This is a genomic window from Mycobacterium sp. IDUB_17, assembly GCF_055419465.1.
The window spans coordinates 103,786-122,012 of sequence record NZ_JBVAXS010000003.1 but is presented as its reverse complement, the minus strand read 5'-3'; the positions used below and the strand labels follow the sequence as shown (position 1 = coordinate 122,012).

20 protein-coding genes are annotated in these 18,227 nt (G+C 67.8%); 12 read left to right on the top strand and 8 right to left on the bottom strand.

Translation table 11 applies throughout. The features are described 5' to 3' along the window. The first annotated feature begins 69 nt into the window (after nucleotides 1-69). The gene (locus ACZYZ7_RS13610) at nucleotides 70-654 is read left to right on the top strand and encodes a hypothetical protein (RefSeq protein WP_463741128.1); all 585 of its coding nucleotides are present in this window, start codon (nucleotides 70-72) and stop codon (nucleotides 652-654) included. A 3-nt stretch (nucleotides 655-657) separates the two neighbouring features. Here the strand turns inward: ACZYZ7_RS13610 and ACZYZ7_RS13605 are convergent, their stop codons facing one another. Genes ACZYZ7_RS13605 through ACZYZ7_RS13590 form a run of 4 tightly spaced genes read right to left on the bottom strand, consistent with a single transcriptional unit; the run spans nucleotide 658 to nucleotide 4,694 of the window. After that, nucleotides 658-915: an HPr family phosphocarrier protein gene (locus ACZYZ7_RS13605; RefSeq protein ID WP_463741127.1), complete on the bottom strand. Its 258-nt coding sequence runs from the start codon at nucleotides 913-915 to the stop codon at nucleotides 658-660. Nucleotides 916-937: 22 nt separating this feature from the next. Further along, on the bottom strand, nucleotides 938-2,965 hold the full coding sequence (locus tag ACZYZ7_RS13600; protein ID WP_463741126.1) for a PTS fructose transporter subunit IIABC: 2,028 nt from the start codon (nucleotides 2,963-2,965) through the stop codon (nucleotides 938-940). Then, nucleotides 2,962-3,930 carry a 1-phosphofructokinase family hexose kinase gene (locus ACZYZ7_RS13595; protein WP_463741125.1) on the bottom strand — a complete coding sequence of 323 codons (969 nt, stop codon included), beginning with the start codon at nucleotides 3,928-3,930 and terminating at the stop codon, nucleotides 2,962-2,964. The genes ACZYZ7_RS13600 and ACZYZ7_RS13595 overlap by 4 nt, the downstream gene beginning before the upstream one ends. Next, nucleotides 3,927-4,694: a DeoR/GlpR family DNA-binding transcription regulator gene (locus ACZYZ7_RS13590; protein ID WP_463741124.1), complete on the bottom strand. Its 768-nt coding sequence runs from the start codon at nucleotides 4,692-4,694 to the stop codon at nucleotides 3,927-3,929. Before ACZYZ7_RS13590 ends, ACZYZ7_RS13595 begins: the two co-directional genes overlap by 4 nt. A 102-nt stretch (nucleotides 4,695-4,796) precedes the next feature. Here ACZYZ7_RS13590 and ptsP point away from each other — a divergent pair, with 102 nt between their 5' ends. Both ptsP and ACZYZ7_RS13580 read left to right on the top strand, forming a co-directional pair. Beyond that, complete coding sequence (ptsP, locus tag ACZYZ7_RS13585; RefSeq protein ID WP_463741123.1) at nucleotides 4,797-6,479, top strand: phosphoenolpyruvate--protein phosphotransferase; 1,683 nt, start codon at nucleotides 4,797-4,799, stop codon at nucleotides 6,477-6,479. A gap of 79 nt (nucleotides 6,480-6,558) precedes the next feature. Beyond that, nucleotides 6,559-7,533 carry a pirin family protein gene (locus tag ACZYZ7_RS13580; RefSeq protein WP_463741122.1) on the top strand — a complete coding sequence of 325 codons (975 nt, stop codon included), beginning with the start codon at nucleotides 6,559-6,561 and terminating at the stop codon, nucleotides 7,531-7,533. Nucleotides 7,534-7,537: 4 nt separating this feature from the next. Here the strand turns inward: ACZYZ7_RS13580 and ACZYZ7_RS13575 are convergent, their stop codons facing one another. Together ACZYZ7_RS13575 and ACZYZ7_RS13570 are read right to left on the bottom strand one after the other, a co-directional pair. Then, nucleotides 7,538-9,694 (bottom strand): FUSC family protein, encoded by a 2,157-nt coding sequence (locus tag ACZYZ7_RS13575; protein WP_463741121.1) that lies wholly within the window; start codon nucleotides 9,692-9,694, stop codon nucleotides 7,538-7,540. A gap of 11 nt (nucleotides 9,695-9,705) precedes the next feature. Next, nucleotides 9,706-10,281 (bottom strand): TetR/AcrR family transcriptional regulator, encoded by a 576-nt coding sequence (locus ACZYZ7_RS13570; protein WP_135451398.1) that lies wholly within the window; start codon nucleotides 10,279-10,281, stop codon nucleotides 9,706-9,708. A 123-nt stretch (nucleotides 10,282-10,404) separates the two neighbouring features. On the opposite strand from ACZYZ7_RS13570, the gene ACZYZ7_RS13565 reads away from it, so the two are divergent. From ACZYZ7_RS13565 to ACZYZ7_RS13555, 3 genes are all read left to right on the top strand, one after another. Beyond that, on the top strand, nucleotides 10,405-11,040 hold the full coding sequence (locus ACZYZ7_RS13565; RefSeq protein ID WP_135451399.1) for a TetR/AcrR family transcriptional regulator: 636 nt from the start codon (nucleotides 10,405-10,407) through the stop codon (nucleotides 11,038-11,040). 72 nt (nucleotides 11,041-11,112) lie between these two features. Next, nucleotides 11,113-12,075, top strand: coding sequence for an SAM-dependent methyltransferase (locus ACZYZ7_RS13560; protein ID WP_463741120.1), 963 nt, complete (start codon nucleotides 11,113-11,115; stop codon nucleotides 12,073-12,075). Further along, complete coding sequence (locus tag ACZYZ7_RS13555) at nucleotides 12,072-13,004, top strand: class I SAM-dependent methyltransferase (RefSeq protein WP_450070883.1); 933 nt, start codon at nucleotides 12,072-12,074, stop codon at nucleotides 13,002-13,004. The genes ACZYZ7_RS13560 and ACZYZ7_RS13555 overlap by 4 nt, the downstream gene beginning before the upstream one ends. Before the next feature lie 67 nt (nucleotides 13,005-13,071). On the opposite strand, the gene ACZYZ7_RS13550 is transcribed toward ACZYZ7_RS13555, so the two are convergent. Together ACZYZ7_RS13550 and ACZYZ7_RS13545 are read right to left on the bottom strand one after the other, a co-directional pair. After that, entirely contained in the window at nucleotides 13,072-13,269 is a 198-nt protein-coding gene (locus ACZYZ7_RS13550; RefSeq protein ID WP_135451402.1) for a hypothetical protein, read from the bottom strand. 160 nt (nucleotides 13,270-13,429) lie between these two features. Then, nucleotides 13,430-13,597, bottom strand: a complete 168-nt coding sequence (locus ACZYZ7_RS13545; RefSeq protein WP_450070881.1) for a hypothetical protein — start codon at nucleotides 13,595-13,597, stop codon at nucleotides 13,430-13,432. Between the two features lie 227 nt (nucleotides 13,598-13,824). Between ACZYZ7_RS13545 and ACZYZ7_RS13540 the strand changes: the two genes are divergently transcribed. Genes ACZYZ7_RS13540 through ACZYZ7_RS13515 form a run of 6 tightly spaced genes read left to right on the top strand, consistent with a single transcriptional unit; the run spans nucleotide 13,825 to nucleotide 18,128 of the window. Continuing rightward, a complete protein-coding gene (locus ACZYZ7_RS13540) occupies nucleotides 13,825-14,688 on the top strand; it encodes an SDR family oxidoreductase (protein WP_135451404.1) in 864 nt (287 codons plus the stop codon). 5 nt (nucleotides 14,689-14,693) lie between these two features. Next, a complete protein-coding gene (locus ACZYZ7_RS13535; protein ID WP_450070880.1) occupies nucleotides 14,694-15,671 on the top strand; it encodes an NADPH:quinone oxidoreductase family protein in 978 nt (325 codons plus the stop codon). Next, nucleotides 15,668-16,366, top strand: coding sequence for a haloacid dehalogenase type II (locus ACZYZ7_RS13530; RefSeq protein WP_463741119.1), 699 nt, complete (start codon nucleotides 15,668-15,670; stop codon nucleotides 16,364-16,366). The genes ACZYZ7_RS13535 and ACZYZ7_RS13530 overlap by 4 nt, the downstream gene beginning before the upstream one ends. A gap of 9 nt (nucleotides 16,367-16,375) precedes the next feature. Beyond that, on the top strand, nucleotides 16,376-17,098 hold the full coding sequence (locus ACZYZ7_RS13525; protein WP_463741118.1) for a class I SAM-dependent methyltransferase: 723 nt from the start codon (nucleotides 16,376-16,378) through the stop codon (nucleotides 17,096-17,098). Then, nucleotides 17,095-17,583 carry a DUF456 domain-containing protein gene (locus ACZYZ7_RS13520; RefSeq protein WP_450070877.1) on the top strand — a complete coding sequence of 163 codons (489 nt, stop codon included), beginning with the start codon at nucleotides 17,095-17,097 and terminating at the stop codon, nucleotides 17,581-17,583. The genes ACZYZ7_RS13525 and ACZYZ7_RS13520 overlap by 4 nt, the downstream gene beginning before the upstream one ends. Beyond that, nucleotides 17,580-18,128, top strand: a complete 549-nt coding sequence (locus ACZYZ7_RS13515; RefSeq protein ID WP_286174533.1) for a YceI family protein — start codon at nucleotides 17,580-17,582, stop codon at nucleotides 18,126-18,128. Before ACZYZ7_RS13520 ends, ACZYZ7_RS13515 begins: the two co-directional genes overlap by 4 nt. The last annotated feature ends 99 nt before the right edge of the window (nucleotides 18,129-18,227 follow it).

Genomic DNA, 18,227 nt, shown 5'->3' with positions numbered 1-18,227 from the left:
AGCGCCATTTGCGGCGCCGCGGACAACATCGGGGTCGACCGATGGAATGCGATGGGATATCACTGACGCATGACGCCTCACGGTTCGGACGACTGGGACGACGACAGCAACGACAACGGTCTCGACGCTCTCGACTTTGGCACCCCGGTGTTCGACGATGGATCGGGACTCGACGCTCTGCCCGACGACGCGGCAGGCGATGTGAACCCTGGCAACGATTACGGCGACCTCGACGCGGTCTATGACTACTCCGGCCGCGAAGTCGAGGAAGTGGAGGACGACGGCTTCGGTGCCATCGATGGCGAGGGTGAGCCCGAAGACCAGGAGCAGATTCCGGTGGTGCAGATAACCAACCCGCCGGGCACAGTGACTGTTACTGCCTACCTCAGCGGTTCGGTTGCCCAGCTGGACCTGGATCCAAAGGTGACGAAGCTGACCGAGGCGCAGCTGGCCGACGAGATCCGGTTCGTGGCCGGGGTGGCCGCCAAGCGTGCGACAGCGGTATTGCATGTCGGCACAGTGAATATGTTCGTCGAGCAGGGCATGGACTTTCGTGAAGCTCGGGACTTCGTTGGGACAAATATGCCGTTTTCTACCCCGGAACAGGCTGGCGAGGCTGAACTCGCACTCATCGCCCGCCACGCCGAGCGGTAGGCCTTACGCGTCCAAATCCTGTTCGACCAACCCCGCCACAGTGGCCAACGCGTCAGTGTCGTCGGATTCCACGGTCACCTGAGCTCCCTTGGCGGCACCCAGCGTCATGATCATCAGGGCCGAACCGGCGTCGACGGGCTCGCCACCATCCATCGACAGGGTGACCGGGACTCCGGCGTTGACCACAGCCTCGGCGATGATCGCTGCGGGGCGGGCGTGCAGGCCGATGGCGGAACCGACGGTGACAGTCTTGCTGGGCATTGTTTCTCCTTAGGGTTGTGACTTAAGTGGTGGCCAGCGCCGGGGTTTCCGGTGTGGTGACAGCTGGTTTGGCGAATTGCTTGGCCATGATGACGGCCAGGGCGGCGATGACGGTGCCAGCGGCCAGGGCGACCAGGAACCACAGCAGGTTGCCGATCGCGAAGAACACGAAGATGCCGCCGTGCGGTGCCTTCAGCGTGACGTCGAACGCCATGATCAGCCCGCCGGTGACGGCGCCGCCGAGCATCATCGACGGAATCACCCGCAGCGGGTCCGCCGCGGCGAACGGGATGGCACCTTCGGAGATGAAGGATGCTCCGAGAAGCCATGCAGCACGGCCATTCTCGCGCTCAGGTTCAGTGAACAGCCCCGGTCGCAGGGTCGAGGCCAACGCCATCGCGAGCGGCGGCACCATGCCGGCGGCCATCACCGCGGCCATGATGCGGAGAGTGGCGGGGTCGGCGACATTGAGGCCCGCGGTGGCGAATGCATATGCCGCCTTGTTGACCGGGCCGCCGAGGTCGAAGCACATCATCAACCCGAGAATCACCCCGAGCACCACGACCGAGGTTCCGGTCATGCCGCTGAGCCAATTGGTCAGGCCGGTGGTCAGCGCGGCCAACGGCCGCCCGAGCAGCAGGAACATCAGCAGACCGACGATGAGCGACGCACCGAGCGGGATCACCACCACGGGCATCAGCCCCCGGAACCACTGCGGCACCTTGAAGGAACTGATCCACTGTGCGGCGAACCCTGCGATCAAACCGCCGACGATGCCGCCGATGAACCCGCCGCCGACGAAGACGGCCACGGCTCCCGCGGTGAAACCCGGTGCGATACCGGGCCGGTCGGCGATCGCGAAGGAGATGTAACCGGCCAGGGCAGGCACCAGGAACATGAAGGCCAGCCCGCCGAGCGTGAACAACACCGCCCCGAGATACTGCGTCAGCCCACCCGGCGGCAGGTCTGCCAGCGTGTTGGTGACGGCGATGTGGTGGCCCAGCGAGTTCATCCCGTAGGCCAGTGGTTCCGCGCCATCAGGGGTATTGCCGATGTCGTATCCGGCGAACAGGAAGCCCAGCGCGATGAGTAGACCACCGGCCGCGACGAACGGGATCATGTAGCTCACGCCGGTGAGCAGGATCTGGCGGGTACGGGTACCCCAGCCCACGTCGCCCGACGCGGCCGGAGCGGCCTCGTCAACAGATCCGGTCACCCGCGGGGCATTGGGATTGCCTGCGGCACTGACGGCTTCGGAGATCATGGCGTCGGGCTCGTTGATGGCGCGTTTGACGCCGGAGGCGATGACGGGCTTGCCCGCGAAGCGTTGCTTGTCCTTGACGCCGACGTCTGTGGCGAAGATGACGGCATTCGCCGCGGCGATGGTGGCCGCGGACACGGGCGTGCTGCCGGAAGACCCTTGAGTTTCGACGGTCAACTCCACCCCGGCGGTCTCGGCGGCCTGCTTGAGTGCATCGGCCGCCATGTAGGTGTGCGCAATACCGGTGGGGCAGGCCGTGATCGCGACGATCGACACCGCTTTGACCGGCTCAGCGGCGGGTTCAGCAACCGGGACAGGCGCAGGGACGGCAGGCGCCGGGTTCACCACATCGTCGACGAGCGTCACCACCTCAGGGACGCTCCCGGCGTCCCGCAGCGACGCCACGAAATCCTTGCGGACCAGCGCCCGGGCCAGGCTGGACAGCAGCTTCATGTGTTCGGCCCCACCGGATTCCGGAGCGGCGATCAGGAACACGAGATCGGCCGGACCGTCGGGGGCGCCGAAGTCGACCTTAGGGGAGAGTCGGGCGAAGCCGATTGTGGGCGTATCGACGTAGGGGGAGCGGCAGTGTGGAATCGCGATGCCGCCGGGTAGTCCGGTGGCGGATTGGGCCTCGCGGGCCATCGCCGCGCCTACCAGGCCTTCGGTGTCGCTGGTGCGGCCCGCCTCGGCGAGTGCGCCGACCAGACGCGCGATGACCGCTTCCTTGTCACTGCCCGCGTCGACATCGAGCAGGACCAGCCCGGGGGTGATGATCGGTTGATTCATAGCGACACCTTCATGGGGTGGGTACGGACTGCGTCGAGGTCGAGTTGGTCGGGGCCGGGGAGGGCCGATCCGGGCAGCGCGGCGGCGGCACTGCCGTAGGCGACCGCCATCTGTAGTCGCTGCGGGGCTTCGACACCGGCGACGACGGCGCGTAGATAACCCGCCAAGGAAGAATCCCCTGCACCGACGGTGCTGCGGGGCACGATCGGCGGCGGCGTCGCGAGCCAGGCGCCCGACCCATCGACCAGCACCGCGCCGGCGGCACCGAGCGTGGCCAGCACGGCGCCGACACCTCGCCCGACGAGTGCACGAGAAGCGGCCACCACCGGCGACATATCGCCCTGGGCTGCAGCACTTTCCAATTCCGCCGCCGGCACTCCCGCCAGATCGGCCAGCTCTTCGGCATTGGGCTTGATCAGATCCGGCGCGGCCGCCTCGAATCCGGCGGCCAGCGCGGCCAGCGGTGCCTCGGAGGTATCGACGGCCACCCTGCAGTCGAGCGGTGCCAGCAGCGAGACCACCTGCGCGTACCAGTCGAGCGGTATCTCGGGCGGCAGCGATCCGGACAGCACCACCCACGACGCACCCTGCGCCTTGGCCAGTACGCAGCGGGTCAACGCCCCGAGTGCGTCAGCGTCCACAACAGCGCCACGTTCGTTGAGTTTGGTTGTGGTGCCGTCGGATTCGGTGATCGCCAGGTTGGTGCGGACAGGCTCTGCGATCGGAACATTGGTGAACGGCACACCAAGCGTCAGCAGAGCACCGAGAAGAGGATCAGAGTCGCCCGCGGGCAACACGGCCTCGGCGGCGACGCCGGCCAAGGTCAACGCACGGGCCACGTTGATGCCCTTGCCGCCCGGTTCGACGGTGACGGAATCGACGCGCTGCACCGCTCCGCGGATCAACGGCGATCCCACGGTGACGGTGCGGTCCAGGCTGGGGTTCGGGGTGACGGTGATGATCACGCGATCACCACCTCGACGCCGTGCCCGGTGAGCAGCGCGCGGTCGGCGTCGGAGATCTCGGCGTCGGTGATCAGGGTGTCGACGCTGTCGATGGGGGCGAAGCTGACGAAGTCCTCTTGACCGACTTTTGACGAGTCCGCGACGACCACGACGTAATTCGCGGCCTGCACCATGGCCCGCTTCACCGCTGCTTCCTCGGTGTCGGGGGTCGACAGTCCGTGCCGCACGCTGATGGCGTTGGTGCCGATGAACCCGACGTCCACCCGCAGGGTTTCGAGTACGCGCAGTACGTGCTCGCCGACGGCGGCCTGGGTGAGCCCGCGGACCCGTCCGCCGAGCAACTGCAGGGTGACGGTCGGCACCGTGGCGAGGAGGCCGGCGATCGGGACCGAGTTGGTCACCACGGTGAGTTCCCGATCCGCCGGTAGTTGGGAGGCGACGCGGGCGGTGGTCGTCCCCGCGTCCAGCAGCACGCTGGCACCGGTGAGGGGGAAGAAGTCGACAGCGGCCGCGGCGATGGCATCTTTCTGCGCGGCGCGGGTGGTGTCGCGTTCACCGACCCCGGCTTCGACGAGATGCAGCATCTGGGCCGGTACCGCCCCGCCGTGGACGCGGCGCACGACGCCGGCTTTGTCGAGCACGGCCAGATCGCGGCGGACGGTCTCGGTGGTGACGTCGTATGTCTGCGCCAGTTCGGCGACTGAGGCGCGGCCCCTGCTCATGACCAGCGCGGCGATGGCCTGCTGGCGCTCCTCGGCGTACATGAGCCTCCGTTTGTGTGGGTTCAAGCGCGATCAAATGTTGATATGTGTTGTTTTACGCTTGACTGTGTTGACTTGTCAACGCTTTCTTGTAATCTGTCTCACATGGGCACTACATCGTCGGTGGCATCACCCACCGTCTTCCGTGGGGTTCCGGTGGTCCCGGGTGTGCGGTACGCACCTGTGATCCGGGTCAGCAGGCTTCCGGAGATTCAGGTTCCTGCCGGCGACGTCGATGAGGCGGACCGGCCGGCCGAGGCTGAGCGTTTCGCCGCCGCGGCGACGGAGGTCGCGACCCGGCTGCGAGACCGGGCCGCGCATGCCACGGGCGCCGCCTCAGAAGTTCTCGCGGCCACCGCGACGCTGGCCCAGGACCGGGCCTGGCTGGGGGCTGCCGACAAACGGATCGCCGCCGGGGCGCCCGCGGTCCGTGCCGTGACCGAGGCCGTCGACCAGTTCGTGGACCTGTTCACGCAGATCGGCGGGCTGATGGCCGAACGCGTCACCGATCTGCGCGATATCCGCGACCGGGTGATCGCCGAACTGTCCGGACTGCCGGAACCTGGTGTGCCGCTGCCGGATATCCCATCCATCCTGTGCGCTGAGGACCTGGCGCCGGCCGACACCGCGGGGCTGGACCCGCAGCTGGTGGTCGGGCTGGCCACTACGCTCGGCGGGCCGACCAGTCACACCGCGATCATCGCCCGTCAGCTGGGGATTCCGTGCGTCGTGGCGGTGAGCGGGCTCGATTCCGTCACCGCCGGTGCCATGGTCCTGCTTGACGGCACCGCGGGCACCCTGACCACTGACCCGGACCCATCCATTGCCGCCGAAGCGGTGGCCGCCGCTCAACGCGATGCCCAGGCGGTCCGGGAGTGGACCGGTCCCGGTGCGACGGCAGACGGTCACGCCGTCGCGATCCTGGCCAACGTGCAGGATGGCGCGGCCGCAAGGGCGGCGCGGGAAACCCCTGCCGAAGGCGTCGGGCTGTTCCGCACCGAGCTGTGCTTCCTGAACCGGGACACCGAGCCGACCGTGGCGGAACAGGCCAAGATCTACGGGGAGGTCCTGGAGGCCTTCGCCGGGCAGAAAGTCGTGGTCCGTACGCTCGATGCGGGCTCGGACAAGCCCCTGAAGTTCGCCGGGCACCCCGAAGAGGCGAACCCTGCACTCGGCGTGCGTGGTATCCGGATCGCCGAGGGCAATCCCGGCCTGCTGGAGCACCAGCTCGAGGCGGTGGCCGCCGCCGCCAAGGCGACCGGCCAGCAGCCGTGGGTGATGGCGCCCATGATCGCCACTGCGGCCGAGGCGAAAAGCTTTGCCGCCAAAGTGCGTTCGCATGGGCTCAGCCCCGGCGTGATGATCGAGGTGCCCGCCGCGGCACTGTTGGCCGACAAGATTCTCGAGCACGTCGAGTTTCTGTCGATCGGCACCAACGACCTCGCGCAGTACACGATGGCGGCCGACCGGATGTCGGCCGACCTGGCCGCCCTCACGGATCCGTGGCAGCCCGCGGTGCTGGCCCTCGTGGGGTTGGCCGCGCGGGCGGGAGCGGTGGCGGGCAAGCCGGTCGGAGTGTGCGGTGAGGCCGCGGCGGACCCATTGTTGGCCGCCGTCCTGGTGGGGCTCGGGGTGACGTCGTTGTCGATGGCGCCGGCGGCGATCGCCGCGGTGGGCGCGCGGATCGCGCAGGTGACGTTGCAACAGTGTCGCTCCGCGGCCGAGGCGGTCCTGGACACCGAGTCGGCTGCCGAGGCCCGCGAGGCCGCCCTGGCGGCCCTCGCCTGACCAGGGGAAAGATTCCTGAGGAATAATCGGACCGCAGTCCGGTTATACCTGGCATCAGACTACAAATTGGAGGTAGGAGATGCCAGCCATCACCGCAGACACCTTGACCCTGCCCCGCATCGCGGCAGCTCAGGCGTCGGACACCGAACGCCCGGTCCGCTCCATCACGACCGGCCCGCGCGGATTCGAAGGCGAGGGATTCCCCGTCGTGCGTGCGTTCGGTGGAGTCAGCGCCGCAGACCTCGACCCGTTCGTCCACATGGACCAGATGGGTGAGGTGGAATACCAGCCCGGCGAGCCCCGGGGCACCGATTGGCACCCGCACCGCGGGTTCGAAACCGTCACCTACATGATCGACGGCCGTTTCGCCCACCAGGATTCACACGGCGGTGGCGGCCTGATCACCGACGGCGCCACCCAGTGGATGACCGCCGGATCGGGCATCCTGCACATCGAGACCCCGCCGGCCGAACTGGTCGAGAACGGCGGCACGTTCCACGGCATCCAGCTGTGGGTGAACCTGCCCAAGAAGGACAAGTTCGCGACCCCGCGCTACCAGGCCATCGAGGGTCCCGACGCCAAGCTGCTGTCCTCTCAGGACGGCGGATCCTTGGTCCGGATCATCGCCGGTGAGATCGACGGTGCTCAGGGACCGGGTGCGACACACACCCCGATCACCCTGGCGCACGCCACGATCGAACCGGGTGCGCAGCTCAACCTGCCGTGGAACCGTGATTTCAACGCGCTGGTGTACGTGCTGAGCGGACGCGGCAGCGTCGGCCCGGTCGGCCACCCGATCCATCAGGGCCAGCTCGCGGTACTGGGCCCCGGCGACCGGATCACGGTGTCGGCCGAGGGAACCCAGGACTCGAACCGGCCCGCGATGGAAGTTCTGCTGCTGGGCGGTCAGCCGATCCGGGAACCGGTCTTCCACTACGGCCCCTTCGTGATGAACTCGAAGTCCGAGCTCATCCAGGCGCTGGAGGACTACCAGGCGGGCAAGTTCGGCCAGATCCCGCCGAATGCCCTGATGCCCCACCGGCCTTTGAGCTGACGGGCTAACCCACCGACTCGGCGGGCTGCGGGTACAACAGCTCCAGCTCGCCGAGATGCGCTGCAGCCGCCACCAGCGGCAGGGCCGCCGAAACGGCAAGATCCGTTCCGGCGGCCTCGGCGCGTAACGACACCACGAAACTCTCCCCGATCGGCACCAGCACCGCGGTGGCGTCGGCGCCGGTGAGCCGGGCGCAGATGGCCGCGGCGTGCTCCTCGATCACTTCGCGGGTGCGTGGGTAGACGCCGAGCGGCGGCGGCACGACGTCGGCGATCAGCTCGGCCGCGGCCCGCACCCGGTTGGCCCGGTTGGCTGCGCGCACCACCGGAGCGCGTTGGTCGCTGGGCCCACCGTTCTCCGAAAGGTATTGGCGGACAGCATCATCAAGGGTCCGGGAGGCCGAAAGCGCGTCGTGTCCCAGGGCGACGACGCGGTCGGTGGCCTGTTCGGAGGCGCCCCGGGTCACGCGAAGAACGGCGTACTTCAGGAACTGCGCACCCGCCGCGCGGGCCTGGTCGATCGCCTTCGACACCGACGCCGTCGCGCCCCGTGGCCACAACAGCAGCGACACCACGATCCCGACCATCGCGCCGACGACGACGTCCTCGACCCGGACCAGCCCCACGCGCCAGCCCGTCGGCACGATCAGGTTGAAGTTGATCAGCACCATCATGGTGAACGCCGCCTGCCCGGCGATGAACGATCCGACCTCGGGCACGTAGGCGGACCCGAATGCCACGAGGGGCAACAGGATCCACAACACCACGGGGTCCACCCCGACGAACTCGATGAGCACCGCGCCCAGCACGAATCCGATCGCGGTGCCGGCCACGGCCCGCAGCACCCGCGTCCCGGTGGTCAGTGCGCTGCTGCGCAGTACCGACATCGCGCCCAGCACCACCCAGAATCCGTGTTGGACCGGGAACACGTGCGTGACGGCCACCGCCACGGCCAGTCCCAACCCGGTGCGCAGACTGTTGCGCAGCACCACCGCCCGCGTGGCCACCAGGCCCTTGGCGATGGCCGCGACCGCGACAGCCTCGGGCATCACCCAGTCGGCGGCGCCGGTCTCGGGCAGCCGCCGGCCCAACACCCGGGCCCACACCGGGCGCGCGTCGGCCAGCGCGGCATTGCCGATCACCCGCCCCGTGACCGCGATGGTGGCCGAGATGGTGCGCCGGATCAGCAGGCCGCGGCCGAGTTCGACGGCGGCCGCGTCGTCGGCGGTACCCAGGATCTGCGTGATGTCGTCGCGGTAACTGCCCTGGGCCACGGTGCGTTGCTCGCCCAGTGCCGCGCGCAGATCGATTCCGCGCGCGGCACGTTCGGCCCGATCATGGATCCGCAGCAGCGCGGCGCTGTCTCGCAGCACCCGCACCGCCGGGTCGCGCATCGCGCCGAGCAATTCCCCGGTGTCATCGGTGACCTGGTCGCAGATCCAGCCGAGGTCGTCGACGACGCGCACCAGCGCCCGGCTGCCCGCGCTGAGGGCGACGGGCCGGTAGTCCGCGCCGAGGAAGCTTTCGTACAGCTTGTTCATCGCGCGGGTGACGTCGCGGGCCGAGGCCTGGCCCTCGAGCCGGTCGGCCAGCAGCCGGCATACCCGCGCCGAGTAGCGGCGCAGCTCGTCGTGATGCTTCGGCCGGAACAGGAACAGCGCGGCAGGCACGCAGATCACGAGCGCGATCAGCCAGCCCAGCAGCCGGTCGGGTATCGGGCCGACGGGCGTGCACAGCGGCAGGACGAACAGCAGCAACGTGGCGCGCTGCCCGGCGGCGACGATCTCGCTGAGCACCCCGGAGAACGACACCACCATGCCGACGACGAACATCGCCGCCACGCTCAGCCACGGATACGGAGCCAGCACGGTGCCAAGCACGATCAACACCACGCCGTTGACGGCCAGGCCGCCGTAGGCGAGCGCCCGGGCGGGCCGGTTGCCGGGGAAATCGGCGGTGATGAGCAGGGACACCGCGCCGAAGATCGCGAACAGCGGAGTCTGGGAGTCGCCGCCGACGGCGAAGCCGACCGCAGCCGCGATGGGCAGGACGATGGCGGCCCGCAGGGCGCGGCGTAGCGCGTCGAATTCGGGGTCCCGGGCGCGTAGCGCGTCGCGCAGGCGGTCAGCTGCCCGGTGCCAGATCTCGGCCGGGGTCAGCATGATCGCCGATGTTAGACCGGTTGGTCCGAACCGGCGGCCGGAGTGAACCGGCCCGATTCCAGCGCGTCGCGCATCTGGCCGGTGATCCACTGCAGGGCATCGGTGTCGCGCGGCAGGGTGCTCTGTTCGAAGCCGACGATCAGGTACAGGCTCCACGCCGCGAAGTACCGGGCGTTGCGCTCGTCGCCGATGAGCTCGAGCGCCGACTCGTAGATGATGTCGAAGCGCAACTGGTCCACCACGGCCTGCACGGTGTAGACCTCGGGGTCCAGCGAGCTCCATACCCGGATGGCGGCCTCGGCGCCGTGGGGCAGGGCCAGCGCCTCGCCGATCATGGTCTCGATGCGGTGGTGCGGATCGTGGTCGGCGCGCAGCGCCTCGACCACCCGCAGGGTGCGGGCCTCACGCCAGTGCGCGATGAGTTCCTTCGTGTAGGACGCCCAGTTGGGGAAGTAGTGATAGAAGGACCCGGTTGTGACGCCCAGCCGGTTGCACACCTCGGCGAGTTTGAGCCCGCCGTACCCGAGATCGGACAACACATCCAGACCGGTCTCGAAGTACGACTCCCGTGAAACAACCCCCGACATAACGGACCACGCTAGTTCGTCGGCCAATTTCGGGCGCGGTGGGGCTTTGCTGGTCAGCCGCATATAACGCACACCAACATGACGGCATCGGGGCTCTCAGGTGACGTGTGGCACAATTTGATCGTGGCCCACACAGCGAGCCGAGGACCGGGACGTCCTCCCGCAGCAAAGGCGGCGGAGACCCGTGAACGCATCGTGCGTGCTGCCCGTGAAGTTTTTAGCGAACTTGGCTACGACGCAGCTACGTTTCAGGCGATAGCGATTCGCGCCGATCTCACCCGGCCGGCAATCAATCATTATTTCAGCAGCAAACGTGTCCTGTACCGCGATGTGGTCGAGCAGACCAATGCGAAGGTGATCGCCGCGGGCATTGCCAAAGCCCGGGACGCCACCACTCTGCTGAACCGGATTTCGGCGTTCTTTGCCGCGGCGATGGATGCGGAATCGACTGACCGGTCGGCAGCCGCGTTTCTGGTCACCTCGGTCCTGGAGGCCCAGCGCCATCCCGAACTGATTTCCGAGGAGCACGACGCGCTGCGCAGCTCGCGGGAGTTCGTCAAGTGGGCGGTCGACGAGGCCATCCAGGGCGGTGAGTTGAGCACCGACACCGACATCCCGGCGATCGTGGAGATGCTGGTCGCGGTGATGTGGGGCATGGGCTTTTATGCCGGTTACGTGGGGCATCGCGACGACGTGGCCGTCATCGTGGACAAGTTCGAACTCTTGATGGCGAACAAGCTCTGGCAACTGCGCGACTGACGCATCGGCACCGTGAGGTGCCCCACATAGCCGTATAGCTCGGCTAAGTTCTTCGGTAGCATTGTCTGGCAAATGACTGATCTGAGCGATGTGCGGCCGGGTCGGGCCGAGGGCGACAGTTGGGACGTCACCGAGAGCGTCGGGGCCACCGCGCTGGCAGTGGCCGCCGCCCGTGCTGCCGAGACCGTACAACCCGATCCTTTGATTCGTGACGAGTTCGCCTTTCTGCTGGCGGCGGCGGCCGGTCCCGCGTGGGCGCAGTTGGCCGGTAGCGAACCGCACTGGATCGGCGACAATCCGGAGGCCCACCGCATCCACGTCATGGCCCGCAACTACCAGGCCGTGCGTACCCACTACTTCGACGACTACTTCACCGAGGTCACCCACGACGGCATCCGCCAGGTCGTCATCCTGGCCGCAGGACTGGACTCGCGCGCGTTCCGGCTCGACTGGCCGGCCGGCACCACGGTGTATGAGATCGACCAGCCCAAGGTGCTGGAGTACAAGTCAGCAACACTGGAGGCGCACGGGGCCGTCGCCCGGGCACAACACGTCCCGGTGCCGGTCGACCTCCGCGACGACTGGCCCGCAGCCCTGATCGACGCCGGATTCGACGCGGAGCAGCCGACCGCGTGGCTGGCCGAGGGTCTGCTGCCGTACCTGCCCGGCGAGGCCCAGGACCGGCTGTTCGAACTCGTCGGCGCCCACAGCGCACCCGGCAGCCGCCTGGCGGTCGAGGATTTCGCCATGGACCCGGCCCGTTACACCCCGGAGAAGCGCGCCGCGCGCCGGGCCCGGGGCGAGCACATGCGGACCTCGCTGGGGCTGGATATCGACGCTGACGCGCTGATGTACACCGATGACGAGCGGGCCGACGCCGCCGAATGGCTTGCGGCACACGGCTGGGATGTGGACGCGGTGAACAGCGCCGACGAGATGGCCCGGTTGGGCCGGCCGGTCCGCGCCGACGAACTGGCTGAACTCGGCTTGGACAGCGCGCTGTTGCGCGCCCGACTGGATGGAGAATCCCGATGAGCTCACTGCGCAGCCACGACGACACCTGGGACATCGCCACCAGCGTGGGCTCGACGGCCGTCATGGTCGCCGCCGCCCGGGCCGGGGAGACCGGCCGGGAGAACCCGCTGATCCGCGATCCGTACGCGGCGATCCTGGTCGCCGGTGCCGGAACCGGCGTGTGGGAGTCACTGTTGGACGGCGACCTCGTCGAGAAGATCGGTGCTGTCGATACCGAGGCCGCCGCGGTCTTCGAGCACATGGGCAGTTATCAGGCGGTGCGCACCCATTTCTTCGACGCCTTCTTCGCCGATGCCGTCGACGCGGGTATCCGTCAGATCGTCATCCTGGCGTCGGGCCTGGACTCCCGCGCCTATCGGCTGGAGTGGCCGGCCGGCACCACGGTGTTCGAGATCGACCAGCCCAAGGTGCTGGAGTACAAGTCGGCGACATTGGCCGAGCATGGCGTCGAGCCCGCCGCGCAGCGTCGCGAAGTGCCCGTCGATCTACGCTTCGACTGGCCGACGGCCTTGCGGGAAGCGGGTTTTGACGCGCAGCAGCCGACCGCGTGGTTGGCCGAGGGCCTGTTGATGTATCTGCCTGCCGATGCCCAGGATCGTCTCTTCGATCTCGTCACCGAACTGTCGGCGCCGGGTAGTCGGATCGCGGCCGAGACCGCGGGCGTGACGGCTCGTGAACGACGCGAGGAGATGCGGGAGCGCTTCGAGCGGTTCGCGGCCACGTTCAACATGCAGCATGCGCTCGATGTCCAGGAATTGATGTACGACGACCCGCAGCGGGCCGATGTCGAGCAGTGGCTTGCCGAGCACGGCTGGCGTTCGGCCGGGGTGCACTCCCTCGACGAGATGCGCCGCCTGGGCCGCTATGTCGAAACGATCCACCGTGACCCGGCCGGCTTCTCGACGTTCGTCACAGCCGAAAAGCTCTGATCCCGACCTCTGACACAACGAAAGGGGCGCCCCGATTATGGGGCGCCCCTTCCTTTTTCGTTGTCGATCAGCGGTTGGGCATCGCGTTGGTGCGAGTCACGTTGGTGTGCTTGACCGTGGTGTCAACCTGAGGAGCGGTCGCCTTCTGGTGCATCTGGTGCACCCAGAGGTGGTGGTCGACTCCGGCGGAGGCGGGTGATGCCAGGCCCAGAAGGGCGGCGGCCAATCCGCTGACGAGCACTGCGGGAATTCCGAACTTCTTCATTTATTTCTATCCTTTTTGGGAACACATTCCGCGTAATTCCAACCGGCGGACCTCGGGGTTTATTCCTGTTAAACCCTGCCGGACCCCGTGACAGTGGTCACTGGACCCACCGGTTCATCGGGACTTGTCCGCGTGTCTCGTCTGCGATCCCGGCGACGCCTCAGTGGCTCTGGTGCACGGTGGTGTCGACGTGCGGCACGGTCACGTGCGGGCCGATCTGATCCAGCCAACCGTGGTGGGACACATCGGCGGAAGCCGGGCCGGCCAGGCCCAGGACGGCGGCGGCCAGACCACTGGCGATGACTGCGGTGAATCCGAACTTCTTCATTTCCTCTGCCTCTTCTCGATTCTCTTTCTTGACTGGTTCAACTAAAGCCGGGCGCGGTTGATTTCCGGATCCGCGACGTTGGCGGCAATTGACCCCTCGATGGCAGAAACATGTCGGCCCGGCCCCGATTGAGTGCTAGCCGACCCGGTTAACCGGCAGTTATCCGCCCGCCGTATACAGGAGGGGAGCTGAGCCGTTTCGCGGCCCGTTACCGAGGAGGAATCCCCATGCCAGGAGTGCAGGACCGTGTTGTCGTCGTCACCGGAGCCGGTGGTGGTCTGGGCCGTGAATACGCCCTGACGCTGGCCCGCGAGGGCGCCAGCGTCGTCGTCAACGACCTGGGCGGCGCCCGCGACGGCACCGGCGCCGGCCACAACATGGCCGACGAGGTTGTCAACGAGATCAAGGCCGCCGGCGGGCGCGCCGTCGCCAACTACGACAGCGTCGCCGAGTCCGAGGGCGCCGAGAACATCATCAAGACCGCGATCGACGAGTTCGGCAAGGTCGACGGCGTCGTCTCCAACGCCGGCATCCTGCGTGACGGCACCTTCCACAAGATGACGTTCGAGCAGTGGGACGCGGTGCTCAAGGTGCACCTCTACGGCGGCTACAACGTCATCCGTGCGGCGTGGCCGCACTTCCGGGAGCAGAGCTTCGGCCGTGTCGTCGTCGCCACCTCCACCAGCGGTCTGTTCGGCAACTTCGGTCAGGCCAACTACGGTGCCGCCAAGCTCGGCCTGGTCGGTCTGATCAACACGCTGGCCCAGGAAGGCGCCAAGTACAACATCAAGACCAACGCGGTCGCCCCGATCGCCGCCACCCGCATGACCCAGGACATCCTGCCGCCCGAGGTGTTCGAGAAACTCACCCCCGAGTACGTCGCCCCGGTGGTGGCCTACCTGATGACCGAGGAACTGCCCGACACCGACTCGGTGTTCATCGTCGGCGGTGGCAAGGTGCAGCGCACCGCACTGTTCCAGAACGACGGCATCACCTTCACCGACGTGCCCTCCGTCGATGACATCGCTGCCAAGTGGGGCGAGATCACCGATCTTTCCGCCGCTCAGCAAGCCAGCTTCAAGCTGGGCTAGGACTGGTGAAAGCGCTTGTAGCGCAGGCACTTACCGGTACATCCGGGCTGGCGTACGTCGACGTCGATGATCTGGCCGGTAATCCCGCATATGCGGGCACCGTCATCATCGACGTCGGCGCCGCCGGCGTCTGCTTCCCCGATCTGCTGTTGCTGCGCGGTGAGTACCAGCTGCGGCTGGAACCGCCGTTCACGCCCGGCATGGAGGTGGCCGGAACGGTGCGCTCGGCACCCGAGGGCTCCGGGTTCACCCCGGGACAGCGGGTTTCGGCGTTCTCGATGATCGGCGGGTACGCCGAGCAGGTCGCGGCGGTACCGGCCAACGTGATCCCCACCGCCGACGGTCTCGATGACGGTGAAGCGGCATCGCTGCTGGGCAACTACTACACGATGCAGTTCGCGCTGGCCCGTCGCGGCGGGCTGGTTCCGGGGGAGACCGTCCTGGTCCTCGGCTCGGCGGGCGGCATCGGTGCCGCATCGATCCAATTGGCCAAAGCCATGGGCGCCAAGGTCATTGCGATGGTGCACCGGTCCGGGGCCGAGGAGTTCGTGTCGTCGCTCGGCGCCGACGTGGTGTTGCCGCTGGCCGATGGCTGGCGCGAGGCCGTGATGGAAGCCACCGACGGCCAGGGCGTCGACCTCGTCGTCGACCCGATCGGCGGCGACGCCTTCGACGACGCGATCCGGGTGCTGGCCCCAGAAGGTCGGCTGCTCGTCATCGGTTTCGCCGCGGGCGGCGGGATCCCGACGGTCAAGGTGAACCGGCTGTTGCTGCGCAACGTCAGCGTGGTCGGTGTCGGCTGGGGAGAGTTCGTGCGCCGCCACCCGGCCGCCCAGGCGCAGGTCGGAGCCGAGCTGACGAAGTTGGTGGCCGCCGGGTTGCGTCCGCCGCCACCGGTGCGGTTCCCGTTGTCCGAGGGTGCGGCTGCCCTCGATGCGCTGGCCAACGGTTCGGTACGCGGGAAGCTCGTCCTGGAGCCATGATGCGAGCTCTGGCCTTCGATGTGTTCGGGACCGTCGTGGATTGGCGGTCCAGCATCATCGGTGAGCTGGAAGCCTTCGGCGAAAGCCGTGGGCTGCAACGGGATTGGCCGGCCTTCGCCGATAAATGGCGGGCCGGCTATGCCCCGGCGATGGACCGGGTGCGCCGCGGTGAGCTGCCGTGGACCAGGATCGACGATCTGCATCGCGCGATCCTGGTCGACCTGCTCGGCGCCGCGGGCATCCGGGCCGGGGACGCCGAGATCGACCATCTCAACCGGGCCTGGCACCGCCTGGCTCCGTGGCCGGACTCGGTGGTCGGGCTGACCCGGCTCAAGCAGCGCTACCTCATCACGACGTTGTCGAACGGCAACGTCTCACTGCTCACCAACATGGCCAAACATGCCGGGCTGCCATGGGATTGCGTGATCTCAGCCGAGCTGTTCCGGCATTACAAGCCGGACCCGGAGGCCTATCAGGGCTGCGCCCAGCTGCTCGACATCGCGCCCGAGGAGCTGACGCTCGTTGCGGCCCATCCCTCCGACCTGCGGGCCGCCCGCGCGGCCGGGCTCGGGACCGCGTACGTGGCCCGGCCCCTGGAGTACGGGCCGGACCGGGCTCCGCACGACGTCGCGTCCGACGACTTCGACATCGTCGCGACGGATTTTGTCGACCTTGCCGACCAACTCGGTGCGTAGCGTAGAGGTGTGGACACCGCATCGAGTGGGGCATTGCGCAAGGCGCTGGATCTCCTGATCGATCCACCGGCCGAGCCGGACGTCAGCAAGGGGTATCTCGATCTGCTGGGGGACGGGAGCGACGCCCCCAAAAATGCGGGATTCATCCAGAAGATGTGGGCGTCACCGGTCGGGTCGATGCTCTATGACGGTGTCCAGGGGATCGGGCGCAAGGTGCTGACGGCGTGGCAGGAGCCCACCGAATGGCTCGACATCCCGCCCGGCGGGGTCGCGCTCGATGTCGGCAGCGGTCCGGGGAACGTGACGGCCGCGCTGGCACGGGCGGCCGGGCTGGACGGGTACGCGCTCGGTGTGGATATCTCGGAGCCCATGCTGGCGCGTGCGGTCGCGGCCGAAGCGGGCCGGCAGGTCGGTTTCCTGCGCGCCGACGCTCAGAAGCTCCCGTTCCGGGATGGCGTCTTCGATGCGGTGACCTCGATTGCGGTGCTGCAGTTGATCCCCGACGCCGAGGCCGCACTGGCGGAGATGGTGCGGGTGCTGCGCCCCGGCGGGCGCATGGCGATCATGGTGCCCACGGCGACGACCCGGGGGCCCGCGCGGCTGCTGTCGAAGGGCGGTGCCCGCTTCTTCGCCGAAGATGAGCTCGCCGATCGGTTCGAGGGGCTCGGCCTGGAGCGGGTACGTTCCAAGACCATGGGCACCATGCAGTGGGTGCGCGGGCAGAAACCGTGAGCACACTCGGAATTGTTCTTGTCGCACTTGTAATCGCTGTCGGACTTATCGGCATCGTGCTGCCCGTGCTGCCTGGCGGCGGGTTTCTGGTGTTCGCCGCGATCGCGGTGTGGGCCGTCGTCGAACACACCACGGCGTCGTGGGTGACGCTCGGCGTGGCGGCCGTGTTCTTCGTGACGGCCGAGGTGATCAAGTACGCGTGGCCGGTCCGGCGGATGCGGGCCGCCGAGGTGGGGATGTGGAGCCTGGTGGCCGGTGGGGTCCTCGGCCTGATCGGCTTCTTCGTCATCCCGGTGATCGGGTTGGTGATCGGCTTCGTCGCGGGTGTGTACCTGGCGGAGTTGGCCGCACGTCGTGACTACCGGCGGGCCTGGACGTCAACTGTGCACGCGCTCAAGGGAGTTGCGCTGTCGGTCGGTGTCGAGCTGACCGGAGCCCTCCTGGCGACCATCACGTGGGTGGCGGGTCTGGTGATCGCGTCGTGACGCAGTGGAACCTGGGCCCCGACTCGGGCGAACTGCTGCTGCGTACCGGCGTGACGGGGAGTGCGTCGCGGATGGGCCATCGGTTGACGATCGCGATGCGCTCCTGGCACGCGACCGTGGAATGGGATGGCGAGGAGCCGGCGGCGGTGGAGGTGACCGTCGACCTCGATTCCCTGGACGTGTTGAGGGGTGAGGGCGGCATGACTCCGTTGTCTGGTGCCGAGAAGGTGCTGATCCGATCCAATGCGCTGAAGACGTTGCGCGCGAAGCGATTCCCCCTGGCGATCTTTCGATCCACCGAGATCGTCCACGAAGCCGACACTTATCGGATCGTCGGGACCCTTGAGATCTCCGGTGACAACGCCCACCAGGCTGTCGATGTCCGGGTTGACGCGGACGGCGACTCCTGGCGCATCTCCGGTCAGGCCAACGTGCGGCACAGCGACTTCGGCATCAAGCAGTACTCGATGCTGATGGGCGCGATGAAGGTGGCCGACGAGGTGCGCGTCACGTTTGCTGCCACCGTGGCACGTGGCGCCGCGTAGTCCGGCGGAAGCTGCTGCGTCCCGGTCTGGCAAGTTCCTGTCAGGTTTGCCCAACCCAGGTGTAGAGCGCGGGCTGAGGGGGTAGTTGTTGATTCGGTG